General features: G+C 41.0%; 19 protein-coding genes. 11 read left to right on the forward strand and 8 right to left on the reverse strand.

Going from position 1 to position 18150, the window contains the following annotated elements:
• Positions 1 to 131 precede the first annotated feature (131 nt).
• From thiL to sppA, 4 genes are read right to left on the reverse strand one after another with little or no spacing between them, the layout of a single operon-like run.
• On the reverse strand, positions 132 to 1247 hold the full coding sequence (gene thiL / locus EHV08_RS03180; RefSeq protein ID WP_126677920.1) for a thiamine-phosphate kinase: 1116 nt from the start codon (positions 1245 to 1247) through the stop codon (positions 132 to 134).
• A 38-nt stretch (positions 1248 to 1285) separates the two neighbouring features.
• Entirely contained in the window at positions 1286 to 2095 is an 810-nt protein-coding gene (locus EHV08_RS03185; RefSeq protein ID WP_126677921.1) for a purine-nucleoside phosphorylase, read from the reverse strand.
• A complete protein-coding gene (gene lpxK / locus EHV08_RS03190; RefSeq protein WP_126677922.1) occupies positions 1980 to 3152 on the reverse strand; it encodes a tetraacyldisaccharide 4'-kinase in 1173 nt (390 codons plus the stop codon). Before lpxK ends, EHV08_RS03185 begins: the two co-directional genes overlap by 116 nt.
• Positions 3153 to 4919 carry a signal peptide peptidase SppA gene (sppA, locus tag EHV08_RS03195; protein ID WP_126677923.1) on the reverse strand — a complete coding sequence of 589 codons (1767 nt, stop codon included), beginning with the start codon at positions 4917 to 4919 and terminating at the stop codon, positions 3153 to 3155.
• A gap of 124 nt (positions 4920 to 5043) precedes the next feature.
• Between sppA and EHV08_RS03200 the strand changes: the two genes are divergently transcribed.
• The 4 genes from EHV08_RS03200 to EHV08_RS03215 all read left to right on the forward strand — a co-directional run bounded on the left by EHV08_RS03200 (position 5044) and on the right by EHV08_RS03215 (position 7689).
• Positions 5044 to 5778 carry an SDR family NAD(P)-dependent oxidoreductase gene (locus EHV08_RS03200; RefSeq protein ID WP_126677924.1) on the forward strand — a complete coding sequence of 245 codons (735 nt, stop codon included), beginning with the start codon at positions 5044 to 5046 and terminating at the stop codon, positions 5776 to 5778.
• A gap of 330 nt (positions 5779 to 6108) precedes the next feature.
• The gene (locus tag EHV08_RS03205; protein ID WP_126677925.1) at positions 6109 to 6657 is read left to right on the forward strand and encodes a nitroreductase; all 549 of its coding nucleotides are present in this window, start codon (positions 6109 to 6111) and stop codon (positions 6655 to 6657) included.
• 10 nt (positions 6658 to 6667) lie between these two features.
• Positions 6668 to 6913 (forward strand): hypothetical protein, encoded by a 246-nt coding sequence (locus EHV08_RS03210; protein ID WP_126679401.1) that lies wholly within the window; start codon positions 6668 to 6670, stop codon positions 6911 to 6913.
• Positions 6910 to 7689, forward strand: a complete 780-nt coding sequence (locus tag EHV08_RS03215; protein ID WP_126677926.1) for an MBL fold metallo-hydrolase — start codon at positions 6910 to 6912, stop codon at positions 7687 to 7689. The genes EHV08_RS03210 and EHV08_RS03215 overlap by 4 nt, the downstream gene beginning before the upstream one ends.
• A gap of 99 nt (positions 7690 to 7788) precedes the next feature.
• Here EHV08_RS03215 and EHV08_RS03220 read toward each other — a convergent pair whose 3' ends face one another.
• Genes EHV08_RS03220 through EHV08_RS03230 form a run of 3 tightly spaced genes read right to left on the reverse strand, consistent with a single transcriptional unit; the run spans position 7789 to position 9810 of the window.
• On the reverse strand, positions 7789 to 8193 hold the full coding sequence (locus tag EHV08_RS03220; RefSeq protein ID WP_126677927.1) for a hypothetical protein: 405 nt from the start codon (positions 8191 to 8193) through the stop codon (positions 7789 to 7791).
• A complete protein-coding gene (locus tag EHV08_RS03225; protein ID WP_126677928.1) occupies positions 8193 to 9170 on the reverse strand; it encodes a hypothetical protein in 978 nt (325 codons plus the stop codon). The genes EHV08_RS03220 and EHV08_RS03225 overlap by 1 nt, the downstream gene beginning before the upstream one ends.
• Before the next feature lie 19 nt (positions 9171 to 9189).
• The gene (locus EHV08_RS03230) at positions 9190 to 9810 is read right to left on the reverse strand and encodes a TetR/AcrR family transcriptional regulator (protein WP_126677929.1); all 621 of its coding nucleotides are present in this window, start codon (positions 9808 to 9810) and stop codon (positions 9190 to 9192) included.
• A gap of 222 nt (positions 9811 to 10032) precedes the next feature.
• Here EHV08_RS03230 and EHV08_RS03235 point away from each other — a divergent pair, with 222 nt between their 5' ends.
• The 3 genes from EHV08_RS03235 (at position 10033) to EHV08_RS03245 (ending at position 12298) form a co-directional block, all read left to right on the forward strand.
• Positions 10033 to 10524: a DUF4494 domain-containing protein gene (locus EHV08_RS03235; protein WP_126677931.1), complete on the forward strand. Its 492-nt coding sequence runs from the start codon at positions 10033 to 10035 to the stop codon at positions 10522 to 10524.
• Positions 10521 to 11195 carry a YggS family pyridoxal phosphate-dependent enzyme gene (locus tag EHV08_RS03240; protein ID WP_126677933.1) on the forward strand — a complete coding sequence of 225 codons (675 nt, stop codon included), beginning with the start codon at positions 10521 to 10523 and terminating at the stop codon, positions 11193 to 11195. The genes EHV08_RS03235 and EHV08_RS03240 overlap by 4 nt, the downstream gene beginning before the upstream one ends.
• A gap of 125 nt (positions 11196 to 11320) precedes the next feature.
• Positions 11321 to 12298 (forward strand): YARHG domain-containing protein, encoded by a 978-nt coding sequence (locus EHV08_RS03245; RefSeq protein WP_126677935.1) that lies wholly within the window; start codon positions 11321 to 11323, stop codon positions 12296 to 12298.
• 460 nt (positions 12299 to 12758) lie between these two features.
• On the opposite strand, the gene EHV08_RS03250 is transcribed toward EHV08_RS03245, so the two are convergent.
• Positions 12759 to 13781, reverse strand: coding sequence for a diacylglycerol/lipid kinase family protein (locus EHV08_RS03250; protein WP_126677937.1), 1023 nt, complete (start codon positions 13779 to 13781; stop codon positions 12759 to 12761).
• A gap of 359 nt (positions 13782 to 14140) precedes the next feature.
• Between EHV08_RS03250 and EHV08_RS03255 the strand changes: the two genes are divergently transcribed.
• From EHV08_RS03255 to EHV08_RS03270, 4 genes are read left to right on the forward strand one after another with little or no spacing between them, the layout of a single operon-like run.
• Positions 14141 to 15469, forward strand: a complete 1329-nt coding sequence (locus tag EHV08_RS03255) for an MFS transporter (RefSeq protein WP_126677939.1) — start codon at positions 14141 to 14143, stop codon at positions 15467 to 15469.
• On the forward strand, positions 15462 to 16025 hold the full coding sequence (locus tag EHV08_RS03260) for a bifunctional nuclease domain-containing protein (protein ID WP_126677941.1): 564 nt from the start codon (positions 15462 to 15464) through the stop codon (positions 16023 to 16025). The genes EHV08_RS03255 and EHV08_RS03260 overlap by 8 nt, the downstream gene beginning before the upstream one ends.
• Before the next feature lie 11 nt (positions 16026 to 16036).
• Positions 16037 to 16768 carry a 16S rRNA (uracil(1498)-N(3))-methyltransferase gene (locus EHV08_RS03265; RefSeq protein ID WP_126677943.1) on the forward strand — a complete coding sequence of 244 codons (732 nt, stop codon included), beginning with the start codon at positions 16037 to 16039 and terminating at the stop codon, positions 16766 to 16768.
• 32 nt (positions 16769 to 16800) lie between these two features.
• Positions 16801 to 18141: a DUF4836 family protein gene (locus tag EHV08_RS03270; RefSeq protein ID WP_126677945.1), complete on the forward strand. Its 1341-nt coding sequence runs from the start codon at positions 16801 to 16803 to the stop codon at positions 18139 to 18141.
• Positions 18142 to 18150 lie beyond the last annotated feature (9 nt).

Raw genomic sequence — 18150 nt, forward strand, 5'->3', positions numbered from 1 at the left:
AGGTTTTCGATTTGCTTGCAAAGGTAGTGCAAGAAGTGCACATAACCAAATATTTACTTGCTTTTTTCGTACTATTCCCAAGAAATGAAAATATTATGCTTGTTTATGCAATCAATAATCTCGGATAATTATTAATTGGAGTTCATGTGATTCCAGCCCTGTGCTTTCAGTTCGAAGTCTTGATTGTCACGACTTACGAGCATCATTCCCAGTTCTGCCCTGGTGATATGTCCTATGAGATGCACGTCCTCCATGTTCTTTATTTTCTCATGGTCTCCGATTGGGACAGTGAAAATCAGTTCGTAGTCTTCGCCTCCGTTGAGTGCGCAGGTTGTCACGTTCATGTTCATTTCTTCTGCCATTACGGCAGTTTGATAGTCGATGGGCAGATTTTTCTCGAATATCCTGCAACCCACACCCGACTGTTTGCAGATGTGATGCAGTTCGGATGATAGTCCGTCGCTGATGTCCATCATTGCTGTTGGCCGTATTCCCGCCTCTCTCAAGCGTTCTATGATGTCGCCGCGAGCCTCTGCTTTCAGTTGTCTTTGCAGCAGATATTCTTTGCCTGCGAAGTCCGATTGGAAATCTTTCAGTGCTGTTGACTCTTGACGGAAAGTCTCAAGTTTCGCGTCATACGTACCGTCAGCCTTTGCCTCTTTTATCCTTTTGTTCAGTTCATTCACCTGCTGATAATATACACTTTTTTCGCGTTCAAGCAGTTGTAGCCCCATATAGGATGCGCCGAGATCTCCGCTTACGCAGATGAGGTCAGTGTCATGTGCTCCGTTCCGATATACAATATCCTCTTCATGTGCATCGCCTATACATGTAATACTTATTGCAAGTCCTGTAAGCGACGATGTGGTATCTCCGCCAACGATGTCAACGTTCCATTTCTGACATGCCGCACGTATTCCCTCGTAGAGCATTTCAAGGTCTTCAACGGTAAAACGTTTACTCAGTGCGAAACTCACGAGCAGTTGTCTTGGTGTGCCGTTCATGGCGAATATGTCGCTGATGTTCACCATTGCCGACTTGTAACCGAGGTTTCTTAGGTCTGTGTATGTAAGGTCGAAGTGTACTCCTTCCATGAGCATGTCGGTTGTCGTGAGCACCCGTGTGTCAGGATAGGATAGCACAGCACAATCATCGCCCACACCTTTCAGTGTGGACGATTGTTGTACGTTTATATCTTTGGTGAGTCGTTCTATAAGTCCGAACTCTCCAATCTTTGAAATTTCCAATTCTTAAAACTATGAATTCTTATTTTGATAATGAGTGATTAAGACCTTCTGATCATTTCTCTCATTATCTCTGTCATCACAGGTTGTGCTGCATTGGCAGCGATCTGTACTTCTTCGTGCGAAACTTCCACAGGATTATCGAAACCGCCGAGGTCGGTTATTATACTGATACCGAATGTCTTTATTCCGCAGTGGTGAGCCACAATAACTTCGGGCACGGTGCTCATTCCTACTGCATCGCCTCCGAGGATGTGGTACATACGATATTCTGCAGGAGTCTCGAATGTAGGACCTTGCACGCCAACATAAACGCCATGCACAACTTTTATGTTTTTTTCTTTTGCAATCTTGTCAGCGAGTGCAATCAACTCATGGTCGTAGGTCTCGTGCATATCCGGGAAGCGAGGGCCTGTCGGGAAGTTCTTTCCGTTGAGCGGATGCGCCGGGAAGAAATTGATATGGTCATTGATAATCATGAGGTCGCCAATCTTGAACTCCGGATTCATACCTCCTGCGGCATTGCTCACAAAGAGAGTCTTTATCCCCAGTTCGTACATCACTCGTACAGGGAATGTCACTTCCTTCATTGAGTAACCCTCATAGAAGTGGAAGCGTCCCTGCATTGCCATGATGTCCTTGCCGCCGAGTTTTCCGAAGATGAGTTTTCCGCTATGTCCTTCTACTGTCGATACGGGCATATTCGGAATTTCATTATATTGGAATTCGTATGTATCAGTTATTTCTGAAGCTAATTGTCCGAGTCCTGTTCCCAGTACTATTGCTGTTTCCGGACTTGTGGTCATCCTTTGCTTTAACCAGGATGCTGTTTCTTGAATTTTTTCGTACATAATTAATGATTTTTTTATTGAAAATATCTTGCTTATCTAACATGAACTCCACTTCTATCGGCAACGCGAATATGTTGTGTCTTACGTCGTCACTCAGACCATCCATTCCGAAAAGTCTTGTCGCATCTTTTTCGGTTGTGATGATTATTCTCGGTTCATGCATCGTGGCAAATCGTTCGTTAAGTTTGCGAATGTCTTTTTGAGTGAACCGATGATGGTCTCTGAAACTCATCGGGAATATTTTCTCAGTGTATGGTTTCAGGTCGATAATCATCTGTTTTGGAGATGCTATCCCTGTAAGAAGGAGTATGTTGTGGTTTTCTGTTATTTCTTCAAGTTCGATGTCTTTACCACAATATAGTGGTTTCAGACTGCCATATTTCAGTGTGGTGAAATACAGACTTTGATAAGGCCGTAGGTTCATCGTCTTTATTAGTACGCGGAAATCCATCGGTTTCATGTCTAAAGGGCATTTTGTGACAATCACTATATCGGCTCTTGCCTTACCCTCTTTGGGTTCTCTCAGCCGCCCTGCCGGTAGCAGTTTATCGTATGTTATAAGTCTGTGATAGTCAACAAGCAGAATGTTTATGCCCGGCTTGACATATCTGTGCTGATAGGCATCGTCCAATAGTATGACATCGGTGTCGTTTGTCGCAGCACTCCCTATTAGTTTATCTATACCGTGACACCTGTCTTTGTCAACGGCCACGTGGATGTTCGGGTATTTCTTTTTGATTTGAAATGACTCATCTCCGATTTCACTCATTGGCGTATCTTTTGTTGCCAATACGTACCCTTTGCTCTTTCTTTTGTATCCACGACTGAGTACAGCCACCTTTGTATTATCTTTCAGTAACCTCACAAGATACTCCACGTGAGGAGTCTTGCCTGAGCCGCCCACGGTTATATTGCCAACCGAAATCACCGGTATGTCAAAAGAGCGACTTTTCAGCACTCCTATGTCGAAGAGTCTGTTCCTAAGTCGTATGCCGATGCCGTATAGCCAACTAAACGGCAGCTGCCATTCGTTTATCTTTATAAAGTCACCTTCCATTTATTCCACTTTCAGATAGAACGTCATTCTTGCCTGAATGGCACTTTGCTCGTTCATGGTTTTGAGAAGCATGAACGGCTCGTAGTATTCTCCGAGAGAAAGTCGTAATTGTTCCTGAATATAGTTGTTCTGGTTCAATTTTCCTGTCAGTTGTTCTGTCCAGTCTGACGGTTCCGGATATGCAACGGCATGATATTCCTCCAATTTTGCAAGTTTTGCCGCCTTTGCCAGCGCATCATTCAGTCCGCCTAATTCGTCCACGAGTTTTATCTTCACTGCGTCTTGTCCGAGCCATACGCGTCCTTGTGCAATCTTCTCCACATCCTCTACCGACATCTTGCGACCTTCTGCCACTCGTGAGCGGAACAGGCTGTAACCTCGGTCGATATAGCGGTTGAGTATTGTCATTTCATCATCGCTTATCGGGCGTGCCATGCTTCCGAAGGTGCTGAACTTGTTGGTCTTCACCTCATCAAACTTTACGCCTAATTTCTCTGTAAGCAGTTGGCTTGGGTCGGGGAACATACCAAATATGCCGATTGAACCAGTCAATGTGGTAGGTTCGGCATATATATAGTTTGCGATACTGCTGATATAATATCCTCCCGAAGCAGACATTCCACCCATTGATACTACAACAGGCTTCTTCGCTTTCAGTTTCTTCATGGAGTGCCATATCTGTTCAGAAGCATAAGCCGAGCCACCACCTGTGTTTATGCGCAGTACCACCGCCTTTATGTCATCGTCTTCCATGAGTTTCTCAAGATCCTTACAAACTATCTGTGCGTCGATGTTTTTTCCACGGCTCATCGATGCAGAGCCGTCAACAACGTCACCATAAGCATAATAAATAGCAATGGCTTCTCCGCCTTCACGCTTTCCTTTCACGTTTGTCATGTCGCTTATAGTAACCTTTTTGAAATCGTCGTCCTTGCCAAGTTTCATCATTTCCTTTACCACATCTTTCACCTCATCGGTATAGACGAGTTTGTCAACCATCTTGTATTTGATGTAGTTCTGTGGGTCGTCAAATGTTATCAGACTGTCAGCATATTGGTTAAGTTTTTCAGTACTGATTTTTCTGCTTGCCGATACGTCTTTCAACACGTTCTGCCAGATACCGTTGATGTATGCTGTAATCTGTTCGCGGTTAGAATCGCTCATCTTGTCGGCAGTGAACATCTCCGGTGCACTCTTGTATGTGCCTACTTTTGCGAGTTGCATTTTTACTCCGAATTTCGCCATGAGGTCTTTCAGATAGAACTGTTGCGAAGCCATTCCGTGCCAGTCTATTATTCCATGTGGGTTGAGCATCACTTTGTCGGCCACCGATGCTATGTAGTAGGTTGACTGAGTGTATGAGTCTCCGTATGCCACAATCCATTTTCCGCTCTTCTTGAAATCGATGAGAGCCTTACGTATTGCCTGTAACGAGGCATAAGAGTCGGCTGCGAAAGCTCCTGCCTCGATGTATATTCCCTTTATGTTATCGTTATCTCTTGCTTTGTTTATGCCGTCAATAATCTCGTCAAGCCCAATTTCTTTTATTCCATTTCCGATGAGTCGCTCCAATGTGTTGTCTTCAGCCCTCTCCTCAAGCGTGCCGGTGAGCGGCAACACCAATACGGAGTTTTCGGCAACAGGACCCGATGACTCGCTGGAGGCAATCATGCCTACGATACTCATCAGTCCGATACCTACAATGATAATTGTGAAAACAAGAAGGCCGACGATTGTTGCGGCAGTGTATTTAAGGAACTCTTTCATAATTATAAAATAAATCTAACTAAACATTTATACTTTGCAAAAGTAATCAGATTTTTTAAAATGAGCAAATTTTAGGGTCGTTTATTGCATATATGTCATTTATTTTAGGTACTTTTGTGCCATTATGAAAAGAGCCATTGTAGTTGGAGCATCATCAGGGATAGGTAGGGAAGTGGCGCGACTGTTACTTGCCGAGGGATGGCATGTTGGTGTGGCCGCACGCAGGACAATACTGCTTGAGGAGTTGAAAAGTGAGTTTCCCGAACGTGTCATCACGTCTTGTATTGACGTGACAGAAGATATGGCAGTGCAGAAGTTGCATGACCTTATAGGGCAACTCGGTGGGGTGGGGTTGTTTTTCTATGCCTCCGGAATAGGTAAGCAGAACATGCAACTCGATACCGATACGGAAGAACGCACGGTTATGACCAATTCGCTTGGTTTCGTGCGTATGATAGATGCTGTATATAATTACATGTCGGTGCATCAAGGAGGACATATTGCCGTGATAACTTCCATTGCCGGAACGAAAGGGCTTGGTGCCGCTCCGTCTTACAGTGCCACAAAGGCATTGCAATCTACCTATATCGAAGCACTCGAACAGCAGGCACGCCTGCGTCGTTTGAACATTCGTTTCACTGATTTGCGTCCCGGTTTCGTTGATACCGAATTGCTCGGTAAGGATAAGAAATATCCTATGTTGATGCGTACAGAAGTTGTTGCTCAGCAGATAGTTAACGCTATTAACTCAAGAAAGAGTGTATGCGTGATAGATTGGCGTTATCGCGTGCTTACATTTTTCTGGCGTTTAATTCCGCGTTATTTGTGGGTTAGGTTGAAAATAAGTAACAGTGCTTGATACTTATCACCTACATCCCTTTCCCAACGGCTCCTTAACTCTTCGCAATTTCGCCTGTTTTGCATAACAAATTCGCCCAAATTGCTGAGCAAATTCGCCCATTTTGTTTTGTAATTCCGCCCAAATTGCTTTCTTGATGATTATAAAGTCATTAACTATAACACCTCAATCAATCTATAAAAGTTATTTTTTGGACTTTTTGTCTCGATTCGGGTATAAATATATAATTGCATTGAAAAAAGTGAAATAAGTTATTGTATATTATAATAAGGATGTTTAATTTTGCAAATAAGAATGGGAAACAATATTGGTTTCATAAATAAATAAGGTATGAATCAGACGATAAATGATATTATCACTCGCAGAAGTGTGAAGAAATATTTGGATAAGCCTGTTCCAATGGAGTTGGTAGAACAGGTGGTTAAGGCTGGAACTTATGCCCCTTCAGGTATGAACAAGCAGGCTTCCATCATTCTTGCTGTAACCAATAAAGAGATGCGTGACCGATTGAGTCGTATAAATTTGGAGATTGTCAAGGGAAAGAATCTCACTACCAGTAGTGGACATAGTGACCCTTTCTATGGTGCACCTGTTGTACTGGTGGTCTTGGCAAAGAAAGAAATAGGAACACGTATTTATGATGGTTCACTTGTGATGGAAAATATGATGATTGCGGCCAATAGTCTTGGACTTGGTTCTTGCTGGATTCATCGTGCGAAAGAAACTTTCGAGACAGAGGAAGGTAAGCAGATTCTTGGCGAACTCGGTGTAAATGAGGAATACGAGGGAATTGGAAACTGTATAATAGGTTATGCAGATTCTGATGGTATCAAACCTCAGAAACCTCGTAAGGATGACTACGTGTTTTGGGTGAAATAAAGAAAGTATGATGACCATTGATACAACCAATATGTGCTCATTCTTGCAGAAAAAACTGTTTGAAGAGGATGGAGTGTACCATCATATATGGACAGTTATGCAGGATGATAATGAATTGACGGCTGTTGTACGCTCACGTCAGTTGCATATTTACCGCAATGGCAAGAAAGTGCTTGTGTTGGCAGGTAAGGCTGCACCAAAAATTATCAGAGAGGATAGACTCTGCGAGATTGTTCATAAAGGATTATCGAAATGAAACTGACGTATATATTCCATAGCGGCTTTTCCATAGAGACAGACAGATGCGTACTTATCTTCGATTATTTTATGGATCCGGCAGGGGTTATTCCGCAGATTCTTTCAGGCAACAAATCGGTATATGTATTTGTAAGTCATTTCCACGAGGATCATTTTACCAAAGAGATTTTTACTTGGTATGATGATTATCCTTTAAACGATTATACCTTCATCCTTTCAAAAGATATTCTGAAACATAAACGTGCAGAGAAAGAAAATGCAGACGTATGGATGGCCAAGGGTGGTAAGTGGAACGATGAAATAGTAACAGTATATGCTACAGGAAGCAATGACAGTGGTGTTTCTTGGATAATAGAGATTGACGGCAAACGGATTTTCCATGCCGGAGATCTTAATAATTGGTATGCCCGTTTCCTGACAGATGATTATGATGGAGGAACCATATTCAGCGAAGAATTTGGTGTGATTGAGCCTATCAAGGAAGAAAAACAATACCTTGGTGAGTTGAAAGACATCAGAAAGATTGCAGACTCTTTTGATGTTGTAATGTTTCCTGTTGACGGTCGTATAGGCAATGGTTATACTCGTGGAGCCAGGCAGTTCATTGAACAATTCAAGGTGGGGTTATTCATACCGATGCACTTTGTGGTGAGTGGTTTTGAGAGTGCTTGGCGAATGAAGGACTTTACCAATGAAAAAAAAATTCCTTTTTGGAGTATTGAATATGAAGGCCAGACAATTATAAAAGAAGACGTAATAAATGTTTGTATATAGTTGCCTCTTTTAAAAGCCAATTTCTCTGAAAAGTTATCCAAATCTAACTTTTCAGAGAGATGGGCTTTTAAAGGAATGACTTATTATACCCTCTGAATATCAGTACAGTTTCCGCGAAATAAGAATTATAAATGACCATAGTCCTGAAAAAAACAATGCTATGCCTAATCCGGTATAGAAATATGCGAAGAATGACTCGGGTATTTTACCCAATTCGCGGAGTGTTATTCCCAAAGTCATCATAAAAGCGATTATCATATATCCTTTCGGTGTCAGGAATTTATACAACTTGGCTTTTTCTCCTTGCATGGATACTATTCTATTGATATTCTTGGAGATGATTTTGATAAACATACTGGCGAAAATAGCAAATACGGGTATAGACAGAAGCCACACAAGAGAATGTGCTGCCATTATAGATTTTATACCTATATTGACAATGTTCATTCCTGCGGCCATCCATAAAAGACCATTAGCCACTATCAACCATTTCTTTCTTACCATCAATTGCTTCTTCTCTTGCTTCTTGATTTGTAAATCACTCCTAAACCTACTAATATAAATACCACCAAAATGCTAATCATCTGTGGTACATAATGTAGCGGTTCTACCCATATCTCAGTAAACATTCCATTTCTTGCAAATACTTCTACAGCACTCCAGAATACTATAACCGTAGCAATTGACATTCTTATGTTTGCGCCCCAGGCGTATATTCCTAATTGATAACGGAACATGAAGACTGCACCAATAACACAACCTACTGCACATGCGATGGTAACAGGATGGCTGTCACCAAGGAATACGGGGTCATATACAAACATAAGGAAAAGGTAGCATGCCCAATTAATAAGATTGAATTCCATAAAAGTAGTAATAGATGTATGGCGGCTCATATTATGGGGTACTATTTCATTACGCTTACCACCGAAAAATACTTTTTGAAGCCAATTCATTGCATGACATCCGGTTTTGGAACCGAAGATGTAAAGAATCGCAAACATAATAAAGAATCCGAATGAAGCCGGTAAGATAAGATATTCTGGTCGAGATCCTCGCATAGCCCTTAATTCGTTTGCGGGGATGTCATTTATATTTATTCCGTTAATCAACATCTCGTGATTTACTCCGATGCCGTTTACATACTCGGTAGTTGTTTGCACAAAACCGGAACCTACAAGATCATAATGAACGCCAAATCGGGCAGCGAAATAACCAAACATGAACTCTACCCAACCTGTCCAGAAAAATAGTGCACCAAACAAACCCCAGATAGTTCTATTGGTATCGCCTTTTACAAATACACCTATTATGGTCATAGTTAAACCGACAAAGCCCATAATTACTGCACTGATATTCACTGCGGTACTCGACATAGTCTCCTCCATTATTCTCATCATGGCATGTCCGAGTGGCATTGTGAATAGTACAAAGACAAACGAGGCAATGGTCTTACCCCAATACTTCTTCTTGTTTCCCATATTTGTTCTAATTATTATATTATTGTTTCTTTACTAATCTGCTTGCTATCAGTTCGACAGCCTCCCGCTTACGTGATTCCATAAAACTCTTCTTATGCTCTGCATTCATTCCTATTACTTTGTCCACTATTGGACTAAAAAAGAATGGAGAAGTACATACACAAATAATATCCAGAATTAAGTCAACAAATGATATGTTGCTGATCTTTCCATTCTTGACTGCTATATCTGTTCTCTCCTGATGTGCTTTCATCGCTGAGTCAATATATCGTCCGAAATCTGATACATATTCTTCCAGCAGGTCTGGTCTTTCTTTTAAGACTTCAAAAAACAGATTTATCTGACCTCTGTGTGAGTTGATGAAATCAAAACATATTTCTGTTACCTTCCTTATTTGTTCAGTATCATATAAATCCGGCTCCATGATAACTTTCAACTCATGTCTTACCTCTTCCATATAGGTATCGAATACCTTTAGAAATATCTGGTCTTTCGTCCTATAATAGTAGTGAAGCATAGCATGAGTTACTCCCGCTTCGGCAGCAATCAGTGTTGTGGTTGCGCCTTTGAAACCTTTCTCTGCGAACAACTTTTCTGCTGCATGAAGTATATCTTGTTCTTTGTTATCGTTCTTAGACATCGTTTAATTATGTTGTTTAACAGTGCTGTTAATTATAATGCAAATTTACATATTTAGTTTTGAAAAACAAGTGATAAGTTTGTGTTTTATGAAATATTAAGTGTATTTTTACGTTGGGCAGATTCCGATTGTTTAAAATTAAGGCAATATATATTTGGCTCGATGTGGATTATTGATTAATTTTGTAGTCCGAAACATGGAATTAACGATTAAATAAATAATATGAGAAGTAGAACGACCAAATGGTTTGAGACGAAAGTCCGTTTTGAAAAAGTGATGGAAGACGGACAACAGAAGTTTGTGAATGAACTGTACGTTATGGATGCGCTGAGTTTCACTGAAGCAGAGCAACGTATAACGGAGGAGATGGCGACTTATATAAGTGGCGAGTTCAATGTTATTTCTATAAGACCTACACCATACGATGAGATATTCTTCAGTGATGCTCCGAGTGATGACAGATGGTTTAGAGCCAAACTAAACTTCATTACCCTCGATGAAAAGAGCGGAAAGGAGAAGCGCACGGCCGTTAACTACCTCGTGCAAGGTTCATCGTTGCAATCGGCTCTGAAGAATATAGAGGCTGTGATGGGCACCACGATGGTAGATTATGTTGTTGTCGGTCTGACGGAAACTCTCATCATGGATGTCTTTGAATATACCGTAGCCGAGAACAAAGAGGATAAGGAGATAGAAGAATTTAAGGAATCATGAATTATAATGTCAAGGAAAATCTGAAAAAAGTAAAGGCTGCATTGCCTGCAAATGTTAAACTCGTTGCCGTCAGCAAGTATCATCCTGCTGAATACATAGAGGAGGCATACGCCGAAGGACATCGTCTGTTCGGTGAGAGCCATGAGCAGGAGATAAGGCAGAAGGTGGAAGCACTGCCAAAGGACATAGAGTGGCATTTCATCGGTCATCTGCAAACCAATAAGGTGAAATACATCGCGCCTTACATATCAATGATTGATGCCGTTGACTCGTTTAAACTGCTTAAGGAAATAAACAAGCAGGCACAGAAGAACGACCGCATAATAAAGGTTCTTCTCGAACTTCACATTGCCGAGGAGGAAACGAAGTATGGTTTTTCGCTTGATGCCTGTCGTGAGATGCTTGCCGCAGGCGAGTGGCGCGACATGAAGAATGTTGCTATTTGCGGACTGATGATGATGGCAAGCAATGTAGATGATGCCAATGTCATAAGGCGTGAGATGCTTATGGCGGCAGACTTCTTTGATGAGATAAAGGCCGAATATTTCTCTGATGATGATAGTTTCTGTGAACGTTCGTGGGGAATGAGTCACGACTATGATATTGCTGTGGAATGTCGTGCCACGATGGTGCGTATCGGAACAAAAATCTTTGGTCCTCGAGTTTATTAATTACTACAGACTGCCACCTCCATATGAATAGTCAAATTGTCAATAATGAGACTATTGTCAATATACCAGAATCTCTCAAGACAAAGTTAAAGATAACGAAACATAACCATAATTACTAACTAATAATGAAAAAATCTGTATCTATAATTATTCTTCTGTTCTTGTGCTCATTTCATGTCGTACAGGCACAGATTTCAGAGAGTGGCTACTGGTATAACGGACGTATCACCTATTCTGCCAAGAGCATGCCTGGCGGCAGAGTGGTGATGTATGCGATGGATGAAGGCGAGGAGCACGAGTTCGTGCTTGTGCCCGTGGCAGGCAAGAAGGATTGTTACACTGTAGCCAATGGTAGTAACGGCTATGTCAATGAGTATAAGGGCATTGCTATAGTACGTCATCATAAAAAGGAAGGTTGGGATGTTCTTTGCTTCTATAATAAGAAGAACCTGTTGAAAGCGGTAATGTCGCATGGCTCTGAATGGGATTCCAGTAAGATTAGCGTGGCTAAGTTCAAGAATCAACTGATAGGTGAATATTATCAGGTGAATAGTTCTGGCGATGGCTTGAAGTTAGACATCAGTTGGAATCAGATAAATGTCAATCTTAAACTTGTATCTTATGATGTCGTGACATTCAACGGAATTGTGTTGGGTTATATAACCATCCCCTTTGTCAAGGGTAACGCCAACCGACTTGCAGGTACATGGGAAGTTGTTTATACACTTGATGGATTTATACTTTATCGTCTTTACTTTGACAAAGAATTCAACTGCTGGGTACGCGAACGCAAAGGCACTAAATTGGAGTTCCGAAAGTCTGATTCCAAGATGCGCCGTTTCGGTTTTGCAAGTGGCACTCTGCTAAACGACAGAATGTTGGCAAAGATGGATAAATCTGTCCTACGTATCATGCGTAATGAGATTCTTGCAAGCCACGGCTATCGTTTCAAATCAAAAGATCTTCAGGAATATTTTGGCCGTCAGGCATGGTACAAACCTGCAGCGTCCAACGACGACATCAAACTCTCTTTCATCGAACAGTTGAATGTAGAACTCATCATGGCAGAAGAGACTGATAATAACCGCAACAGTCATCGTTAGAAATCTCAAACTGACGTTATCAATTTTCTTCTGAAAAGCCTAAATCAGAATTTCTACATCAAGAGTTTAGTGAGAATTTAAGGAAACTTAACCCCCAATCGGTTCATTATAACGCATTTGCTTGGATTTGCTATTGCCTACATTTTTCACGCCTGCTTTAGTCCGATTGCCAACATCTGCACTGTCATTACATCTAGACTTAGTCCGCTACGCCTTAGATAAAACGACAGCACATTTGCTCAACAATCGAACAAAATCAGTTAAGGACTCTGATGAACGATTTGTATTAAACAATGAATATTTTGAAAACTATTACCGTTGAGCAAAAAAATGCAATGTAAATTGGGCGAGATTGCTTACCAAATTGGGCGAAATTGGTAAGCAATCTCGCCCAATTTGGTTTCCATTATATGGCCTATTGATTGTCTGAAAATGTTGTGGTGGAGGATAAGTAGGGTTTTTATAGGTTGTTAAGCCTGCGCAGAAGCTTTTTGTTCAGTGCAAGTATCGAGCGGCGGTTGCTGTTTATGTCATCTCGCAAGGTGTTGAAAGCCTCGCTTATGGCATTTACAACTCTCGTCGGTTTGCGTTTCGACTTGTCGGCATTCGGGTTCACCACAATTTTTATTCCCTTGTGCTCAACGTGTATATTGATTTCCTTTCCTGTCATTATCGGATCACCGTCGAAATGTATATATCCCTCGTTCTTCCTTTTGATAATAAGTTTGCTCGCTTTGAGCATCTTTATTTTGCTGTTGTTCCCTATTGTTTTTGCAAACAGGTCAATGCTTATCTGTGGTGCATCGAATACATCGAAAGGCTCCATTATTATCACATCAAGCAGTCCGTCGCTCATAGATGCCTGTGGTGCGATGTATGCGTTGTTGCCATATTGTGATGCGTTGGCGCACGATATGAGAAAAGCCTTCCTTTGTTTTGTTCCTTCCTCGTCTGTAATTACGTATGTTTCAGGCTCGTATCTCAGTCCTTCGCGCAGCACGTTCTCTGCGTATGTTATCGGCCCTCGTCTGCCGGCCTCGGCAAATTTCATGCTTACAAAAGCGTCAAATCCCATTCCGCATGTGCAGAAAAACGGAATATCATTTATCACTCCGTAATCGAGGTCGTGTATAATGCATTGGTTTATGGTCTCTATGGATTTCTTAAGATTCATGGGTAGCATCAGATGCCTTGCCAATCCGTTTCCCGAACCGCATGGCATAATGGCCATTGCTGTGTCAGTGTGTACCAATGCCCTTCCAATCTCATTCACAGTTCCGTCTCCTCCCACCGCAACGACGATGTCGATGCCATTATTTGCAGCATTTGCCGCAAGTTCTGTGGCATGTCCGGCTCGCTCGGTAAAGACAATGTCATACTGAAACTTGTCTTTGTCGATGGTTCGTTCTATGAGTTCAGGCAATCTGGCTTTGCTTACAGTGCCTGAAATCGGGTTCATTATGAATGTTATTTTCTTCTTCATACTTTCCGCTTGCAAATTTACCATAAATCGGTTGAAATACAAGAAATCAGATTATAAATTTAATTAAAATGCACTTTTCCGAGAAAAAACACAGCCTTCCGAATGTCCATTAAGCCTCTATTTTTCAACTTTTAGCGGACACCAATAATTCAGAACTATTCTTAGAGAGGTAAAGTATAAGAGTTTCATTTTATTCGGAATAACAAAAATATATGCATAATTCTCACCTTTTCCTACTGAGCAGTTTGTTTGCTTTTTGCTTTATGCGTGCCTTAATAAATTCCATCGTTTTTATTTTGATTATATTTTTTTTTGCATTACCTTTGCGGACAAAATTAAAAACTTAAATTCTTAATAATATGAACTTGAAATTTCGCCTGTCATTGATGAATTTCCTTGAGTTTGCCGTATGGGGCGCATATCTCACATGTATGGGAAATTATCTTGGTTCGGCAGGTCTTGGAGAGCAAATCTCTTGGTTTTATGCATTACAAGGTATCGTATCTATCTTTATGCCAACGATAATGGGTATTGTTGCAGATAAATATATACAACCACAACGTTTGTTGGGAATCTGTCATTTCATAGCCGGGGCAGCAATGCTTTCCTGTTGGTATATGGGCTTTTCGGCAGGGGTAGGTAATGAATTGCCAAACAAGAGCATGTTCATTATAATGTATACGTTAAGTGTTGCTTTCTATATGCCAACTTTGGCATTGTCTAATACTGCTGCATTTACAATACTTAAGAATAACGGATTTGATACAGTGAAAGATTTCCCGCCAATAAGAGTTCTTGGTACGATAGGCTTTATCATAACCATGTGGTTTGTTAACTGTGCTGTATGGGAAGATGGAGTGTTTTCTTTCACACTTGCGGATAATGCAAATAAATTCCAATACACTTATATGCAGTTCTTTGTTTCCGGTGTATTGAGCCTCGTGCTTTTCTTTTATTGCTTCACACTGCCTCAGTGTAAGATAGAGAAGAAAGCCAGTCAGTCTTTGTCTGAAACTCTCGGACTTAATGCTTTCAAATTGTTCAAGACAAAGAAGATGGCATTGTTTTTCATTTTCTCTTCCCTGCTTGGTATGTCGTTACAGGTTACAAACGGTTATGCCGGACCTTTCATCACAAGTTTTAAGGGAAGTACGGATGCTTTGATAGCCTCTTCGTTTGCTGCAAATAATGCAACTCTTCTTACCTCTATTTCTCAGGTAAGCGAGGCTTTATGTATTCTGATGATACCTTTTTTCCTACGTCGTTATGGTATTAAGATTGTTATGCTGATAGCGATGTTTGCATGGGTTATTCGCTTCGGATTCTTTGGTCTTGGTAATCCTGCAATGCCGGGTGTTATCTTGTTTATTTTATCATGCGTTGTTTATGGTGTGGCTTTCGATTTCTTTAATGTTTCCGGTGCCATGTTCGTCGATAAAGAGTGTGACTCTTCTATGAAAGCCTCGGCTCAAGGACTGTTCATGCTTATGACTAATGGATTGGGGGCTACAGTTGGAACGCTTGTGGCAGGAGAGGTTGTTAACAGTTTATGTAAGTGGGAAAATGGTTTCCTCGTAGGTGATTGGGAATCGTGCTGGTTTATTTTCTCTGGTTATGCACTTGTTGTGGCAATTGCATTTGCATTGATATTCCACCCCGACAAGAAGAAAAAAGCACAGAATGTATAAAATGATAAGGCTTCGGTTTGTAAGTGTTTCCGAGATTGTGGGAACTGATGACCTCGCTCTCATGCTACTTGCCGATGAGCAACGCGAACGACAGATTTCAATAGTGTGCAGTCGTGACTTGGCTGTGCAGTTGGATATGCGTGTCAAGAAGTTGCCTATCACACAACGCATGCTTCCCGAAGTTCTTTATAACATCATTTCCAGACAAAAGGATTTGCGTTTTCACTTGTTAATAAGCGATATTTCTGACGGGCAATATGATTCGATGTTAGTAATTTCCGATACGCAAGAGATGATACCTATACGTGTATCCGACGCGGTTCTTTTGTCTGTTGCAAACGATGTTCCGCTATTCATTGATGAGCAACTTATGATGCGCCAATCTGTTGTTTACCGTGAACTTTCAAGAGAAATGAAAATTCCACTCCCGATAAACACTATGAGTCTTGAGATGATTGATAAAGCAATAGAGCGCGCCATAAAAGAAGAGAATTATGAACAGGCATCGTTACTTAATGAAGAGCGTAAGAAGCGTATGTCCGGTTCGGAAAATTAAATTATCAACCTATGAAAGAAGCAAGATTTTTCTTTGTTCCCGATGCGGGTACTACCAATGAACTTCCCGACGAGGAGGCGATGCATGCTCTTCGGGTGCTTAGATTGAAGAGTGGCGATGAGATGTTTCTGATGGACGGAAATGGTTGTTTCTATAGAGCCGTTGTAACGCTTGCCGCCACCAAAAGATGTCTTTATGAAGTTGTGGAATGTATTCCGCAGAATCCGGTATGGAATGGGCATGTGTGCATTGCGGTAGCACCGACAAAGATGATGGATAGGGTAGAGTGGTTTGTCGAGAAAGCCACAGAGATTGGTATAGACGAGTTTGGGTTTCTTAATTGTCAATTCTCAGAACGTCGTATGCTTAGAACCGTTAGACTTGAAAAAATTGTTGTTTCTGCGGTTAAGCAGAGTAGAAAAGCTTGGAAGCCAATCGTAAACCAAATGATGTCATTCAAGAGTTTTGTGACTCAGCCATTGAAAGGAAAAAAATACATAGCACATTGTTATGAGGAGATTGTAAGTAAAGACCTTTTCAATGAGTTACAGCAACCGGTCGGTAACGACGATGCAGATGTTACGGTAATGATTGGACCTGAAGGAGATTTCTCTATTGATGAGGTGAAACTGGCAATGGAACATGGTTTTGTTCCTGTGTCACTTGGTCCTTGTCGTTTACGAACGGAAACTGCTGCACTTTCTGCTGCGATGATGGTTCATTTGTCTCGTCGTATAATATAAGTAAACTTTTTATATTTAAATGTGATTGTCTGATGATAAAGGTATTGTCACGAATCGTGTTGGCAACATTAATAATGTTGCTAATGTCCTGTTCTGAAAAGGAATATCTTAATGTGATACCTCGGGAGAGTGTTGCAATCGTTTCTGTTGACGCACAGCAACTTTCCTCTTCGGGACAAATGGGAATAGACAATGCCATCAAAAACATTCTTGGTGTTGATAATACAGAGGAATGTGGTGTCGATTTTTTATCAAAGATTTATATTTTTGAGATTCCTGACGGAACATTGGGGCTTGTTGCACGTGTTGAAAATGCCGGTAGAATAACAGAATGGTTATCAGAATTATCATCGTCAGGAAAGTGTACTGTTCCTGAGGAGCATCTTGGCAATAGATTTGTGACAATCGGTGATTCTTGGATTGCCGGATATTCTGATGATGCAATGATTGTGATAGGTCCGGTTTCTGCAATGCAACGTGACGCAACAAAGCAAAAAATACAGAAAATGTTCCGACAAACGGAAGAGGAAGGAGCAAGAGGGGCGCGACTGTTCCAAAAGCTTGATTCGCTTGATGCTCCAATTTCGTTTGTCTTAAATTTATTGGCTTTGCCGGAGAAAATAGCCTTACCGTTCGCTATCTGTGCCCCCAAGGAATCTGATGCTTCACAAATAATACTCTCTGCAACGATGAATAAAGAAGATGAAATTATGGTGATACGTGGCGAAACAATGTCTTTTAATGCTAAGATTAACACCAAGTTGCAGGAGAATGACAAAGTATTGCGTCCTATTACAAAAGAATTATTTGACAAGTTGTCACCTGATTGTGTAGGCAATATGTTTATGAATGTCGAAGGAGAGCAACTATTAAAGATAATGCAGCAAAACAAAGAAATGCAAGTACTGCTTGCAGGTGCAAACACCGCTATTGACATGGACAATATATTGCGGAGTGTAAGTGGTGATATGGCGTTCTCGTTATTTGATACCGAAGGTGATATTGACTTTATTGCTTGTCTTGGAAAGAAAGATTTCCTTGCAGATGTCGGCTATTGGAAATCTTCTTGTCCTGCCGGGGCAAGGATTACTGATGTTGGTAAGGATTCCTATGTCTATACCGATGGTGATATTAGATATTCTTTTGCCGTCAATGCGAATAATCTTTTTGTTTCATCGTTACGTCATATTAATCCCCCAAAATCTGGAACTCCGTCTGCATCAAAGGCTTTATCTAAAGATATTGCTACCAAGATTGAAGGGACAAAATTTGCAATGTTGATTAATATTGACAACATCGGCAACGAGACAGTTGGCAATATAACCAAATCATTGTTTGGAGGAACATCAAAGATATTATATATTAAGGAGTAAAGGAAATAA

Origin of the sequence: Prevotella koreensis (assembly GCF_003977605.1) — a bacterium.
Taxonomy (GTDB): domain Bacteria; phylum Bacteroidota; class Bacteroidia; order Bacteroidales; family Bacteroidaceae; genus Prevotella; species Prevotella koreensis.

Bases quoted from the DNA above. Each gene is read 5' to 3' on its own strand.
- EHV08_RS03185 (WP_126677921.1), bottom strand. From the start codon at position 2,095: ATGTACGAAAAAATTCAAGAAACAGCATCCTGGTTAAAGCAAAGGATG.
- lpxK (WP_126677922.1), bottom strand. From the start codon at position 3,152: ATGGAAGGTGACTTTATAAAGATAAACGAATGGCAGCTGCCGTTTAGT.
- sppA (WP_126677923.1), bottom strand. From the start codon at position 4,919: ATGAAAGAGTTCCTTAAATACACTGCCGCAACAATCGTCGGCCTTCTT.
- EHV08_RS03200 (WP_126677924.1), top strand. From the start codon at position 5,044: ATGAAAAGAGCCATTGTAGTTGGAGCATCATCAGGGATAGGTAGGGAA.
- EHV08_RS03205 (WP_126677925.1), top strand. From the start codon at position 6,109: ATGAATCAGACGATAAATGATATTATCACTCGCAGAAGTGTGAAGAAA.
- EHV08_RS03210 (WP_126679401.1), top strand. From the start codon at position 6,668: ATGACCATTGATACAACCAATATGTGCTCATTCTTGCAGAAAAAACTG.
- EHV08_RS03215 (WP_126677926.1), top strand. From the start codon at position 6,910: ATGAAACTGACGTATATATTCCATAGCGGCTTTTCCATAGAGACAGAC.
- EHV08_RS03220 (WP_126677927.1), bottom strand. From the start codon at position 8,193: ATGGTAAGAAAGAAATGGTTGATAGTGGCTAATGGTCTTTTATGGATG.
- EHV08_RS03225 (WP_126677928.1), bottom strand. From the start codon at position 9,170: ATGGGAAACAAGAAGAAGTATTGGGGTAAGACCATTGCCTCGTTTGTC.
- EHV08_RS03230 (WP_126677929.1), bottom strand. From the start codon at position 9,810: ATGTCTAAGAACGATAACAAAGAACAAGATATACTTCATGCAGCAGAA.
- EHV08_RS03235 (WP_126677931.1), top strand. From the start codon at position 10,033: ATGAGAAGTAGAACGACCAAATGGTTTGAGACGAAAGTCCGTTTTGAA.
- EHV08_RS03240 (WP_126677933.1), top strand. From the start codon at position 10,521: ATGAATTATAATGTCAAGGAAAATCTGAAAAAAGTAAAGGCTGCATTG.
- EHV08_RS03245 (WP_126677935.1), top strand. From the start codon at position 11,321: ATGAAAAAATCTGTATCTATAATTATTCTTCTGTTCTTGTGCTCATTT.
- EHV08_RS03250 (WP_126677937.1), bottom strand. From the start codon at position 13,781: ATGAAGAAGAAAATAACATTCATAATGAACCCGATTTCAGGCACTGTA.
- EHV08_RS03255 (WP_126677939.1), top strand. From the start codon at position 14,141: ATGAACTTGAAATTTCGCCTGTCATTGATGAATTTCCTTGAGTTTGCC.
- EHV08_RS03260 (WP_126677941.1), top strand. From the start codon at position 15,462: ATGTATAAAATGATAAGGCTTCGGTTTGTAAGTGTTTCCGAGATTGTG.
- EHV08_RS03265 (WP_126677943.1), top strand. From the start codon at position 16,037: ATGAAAGAAGCAAGATTTTTCTTTGTTCCCGATGCGGGTACTACCAAT.
- EHV08_RS03270 (WP_126677945.1), top strand. From the start codon at position 16,801: ATGATAAAGGTATTGTCACGAATCGTGTTGGCAACATTAATAATGTTG.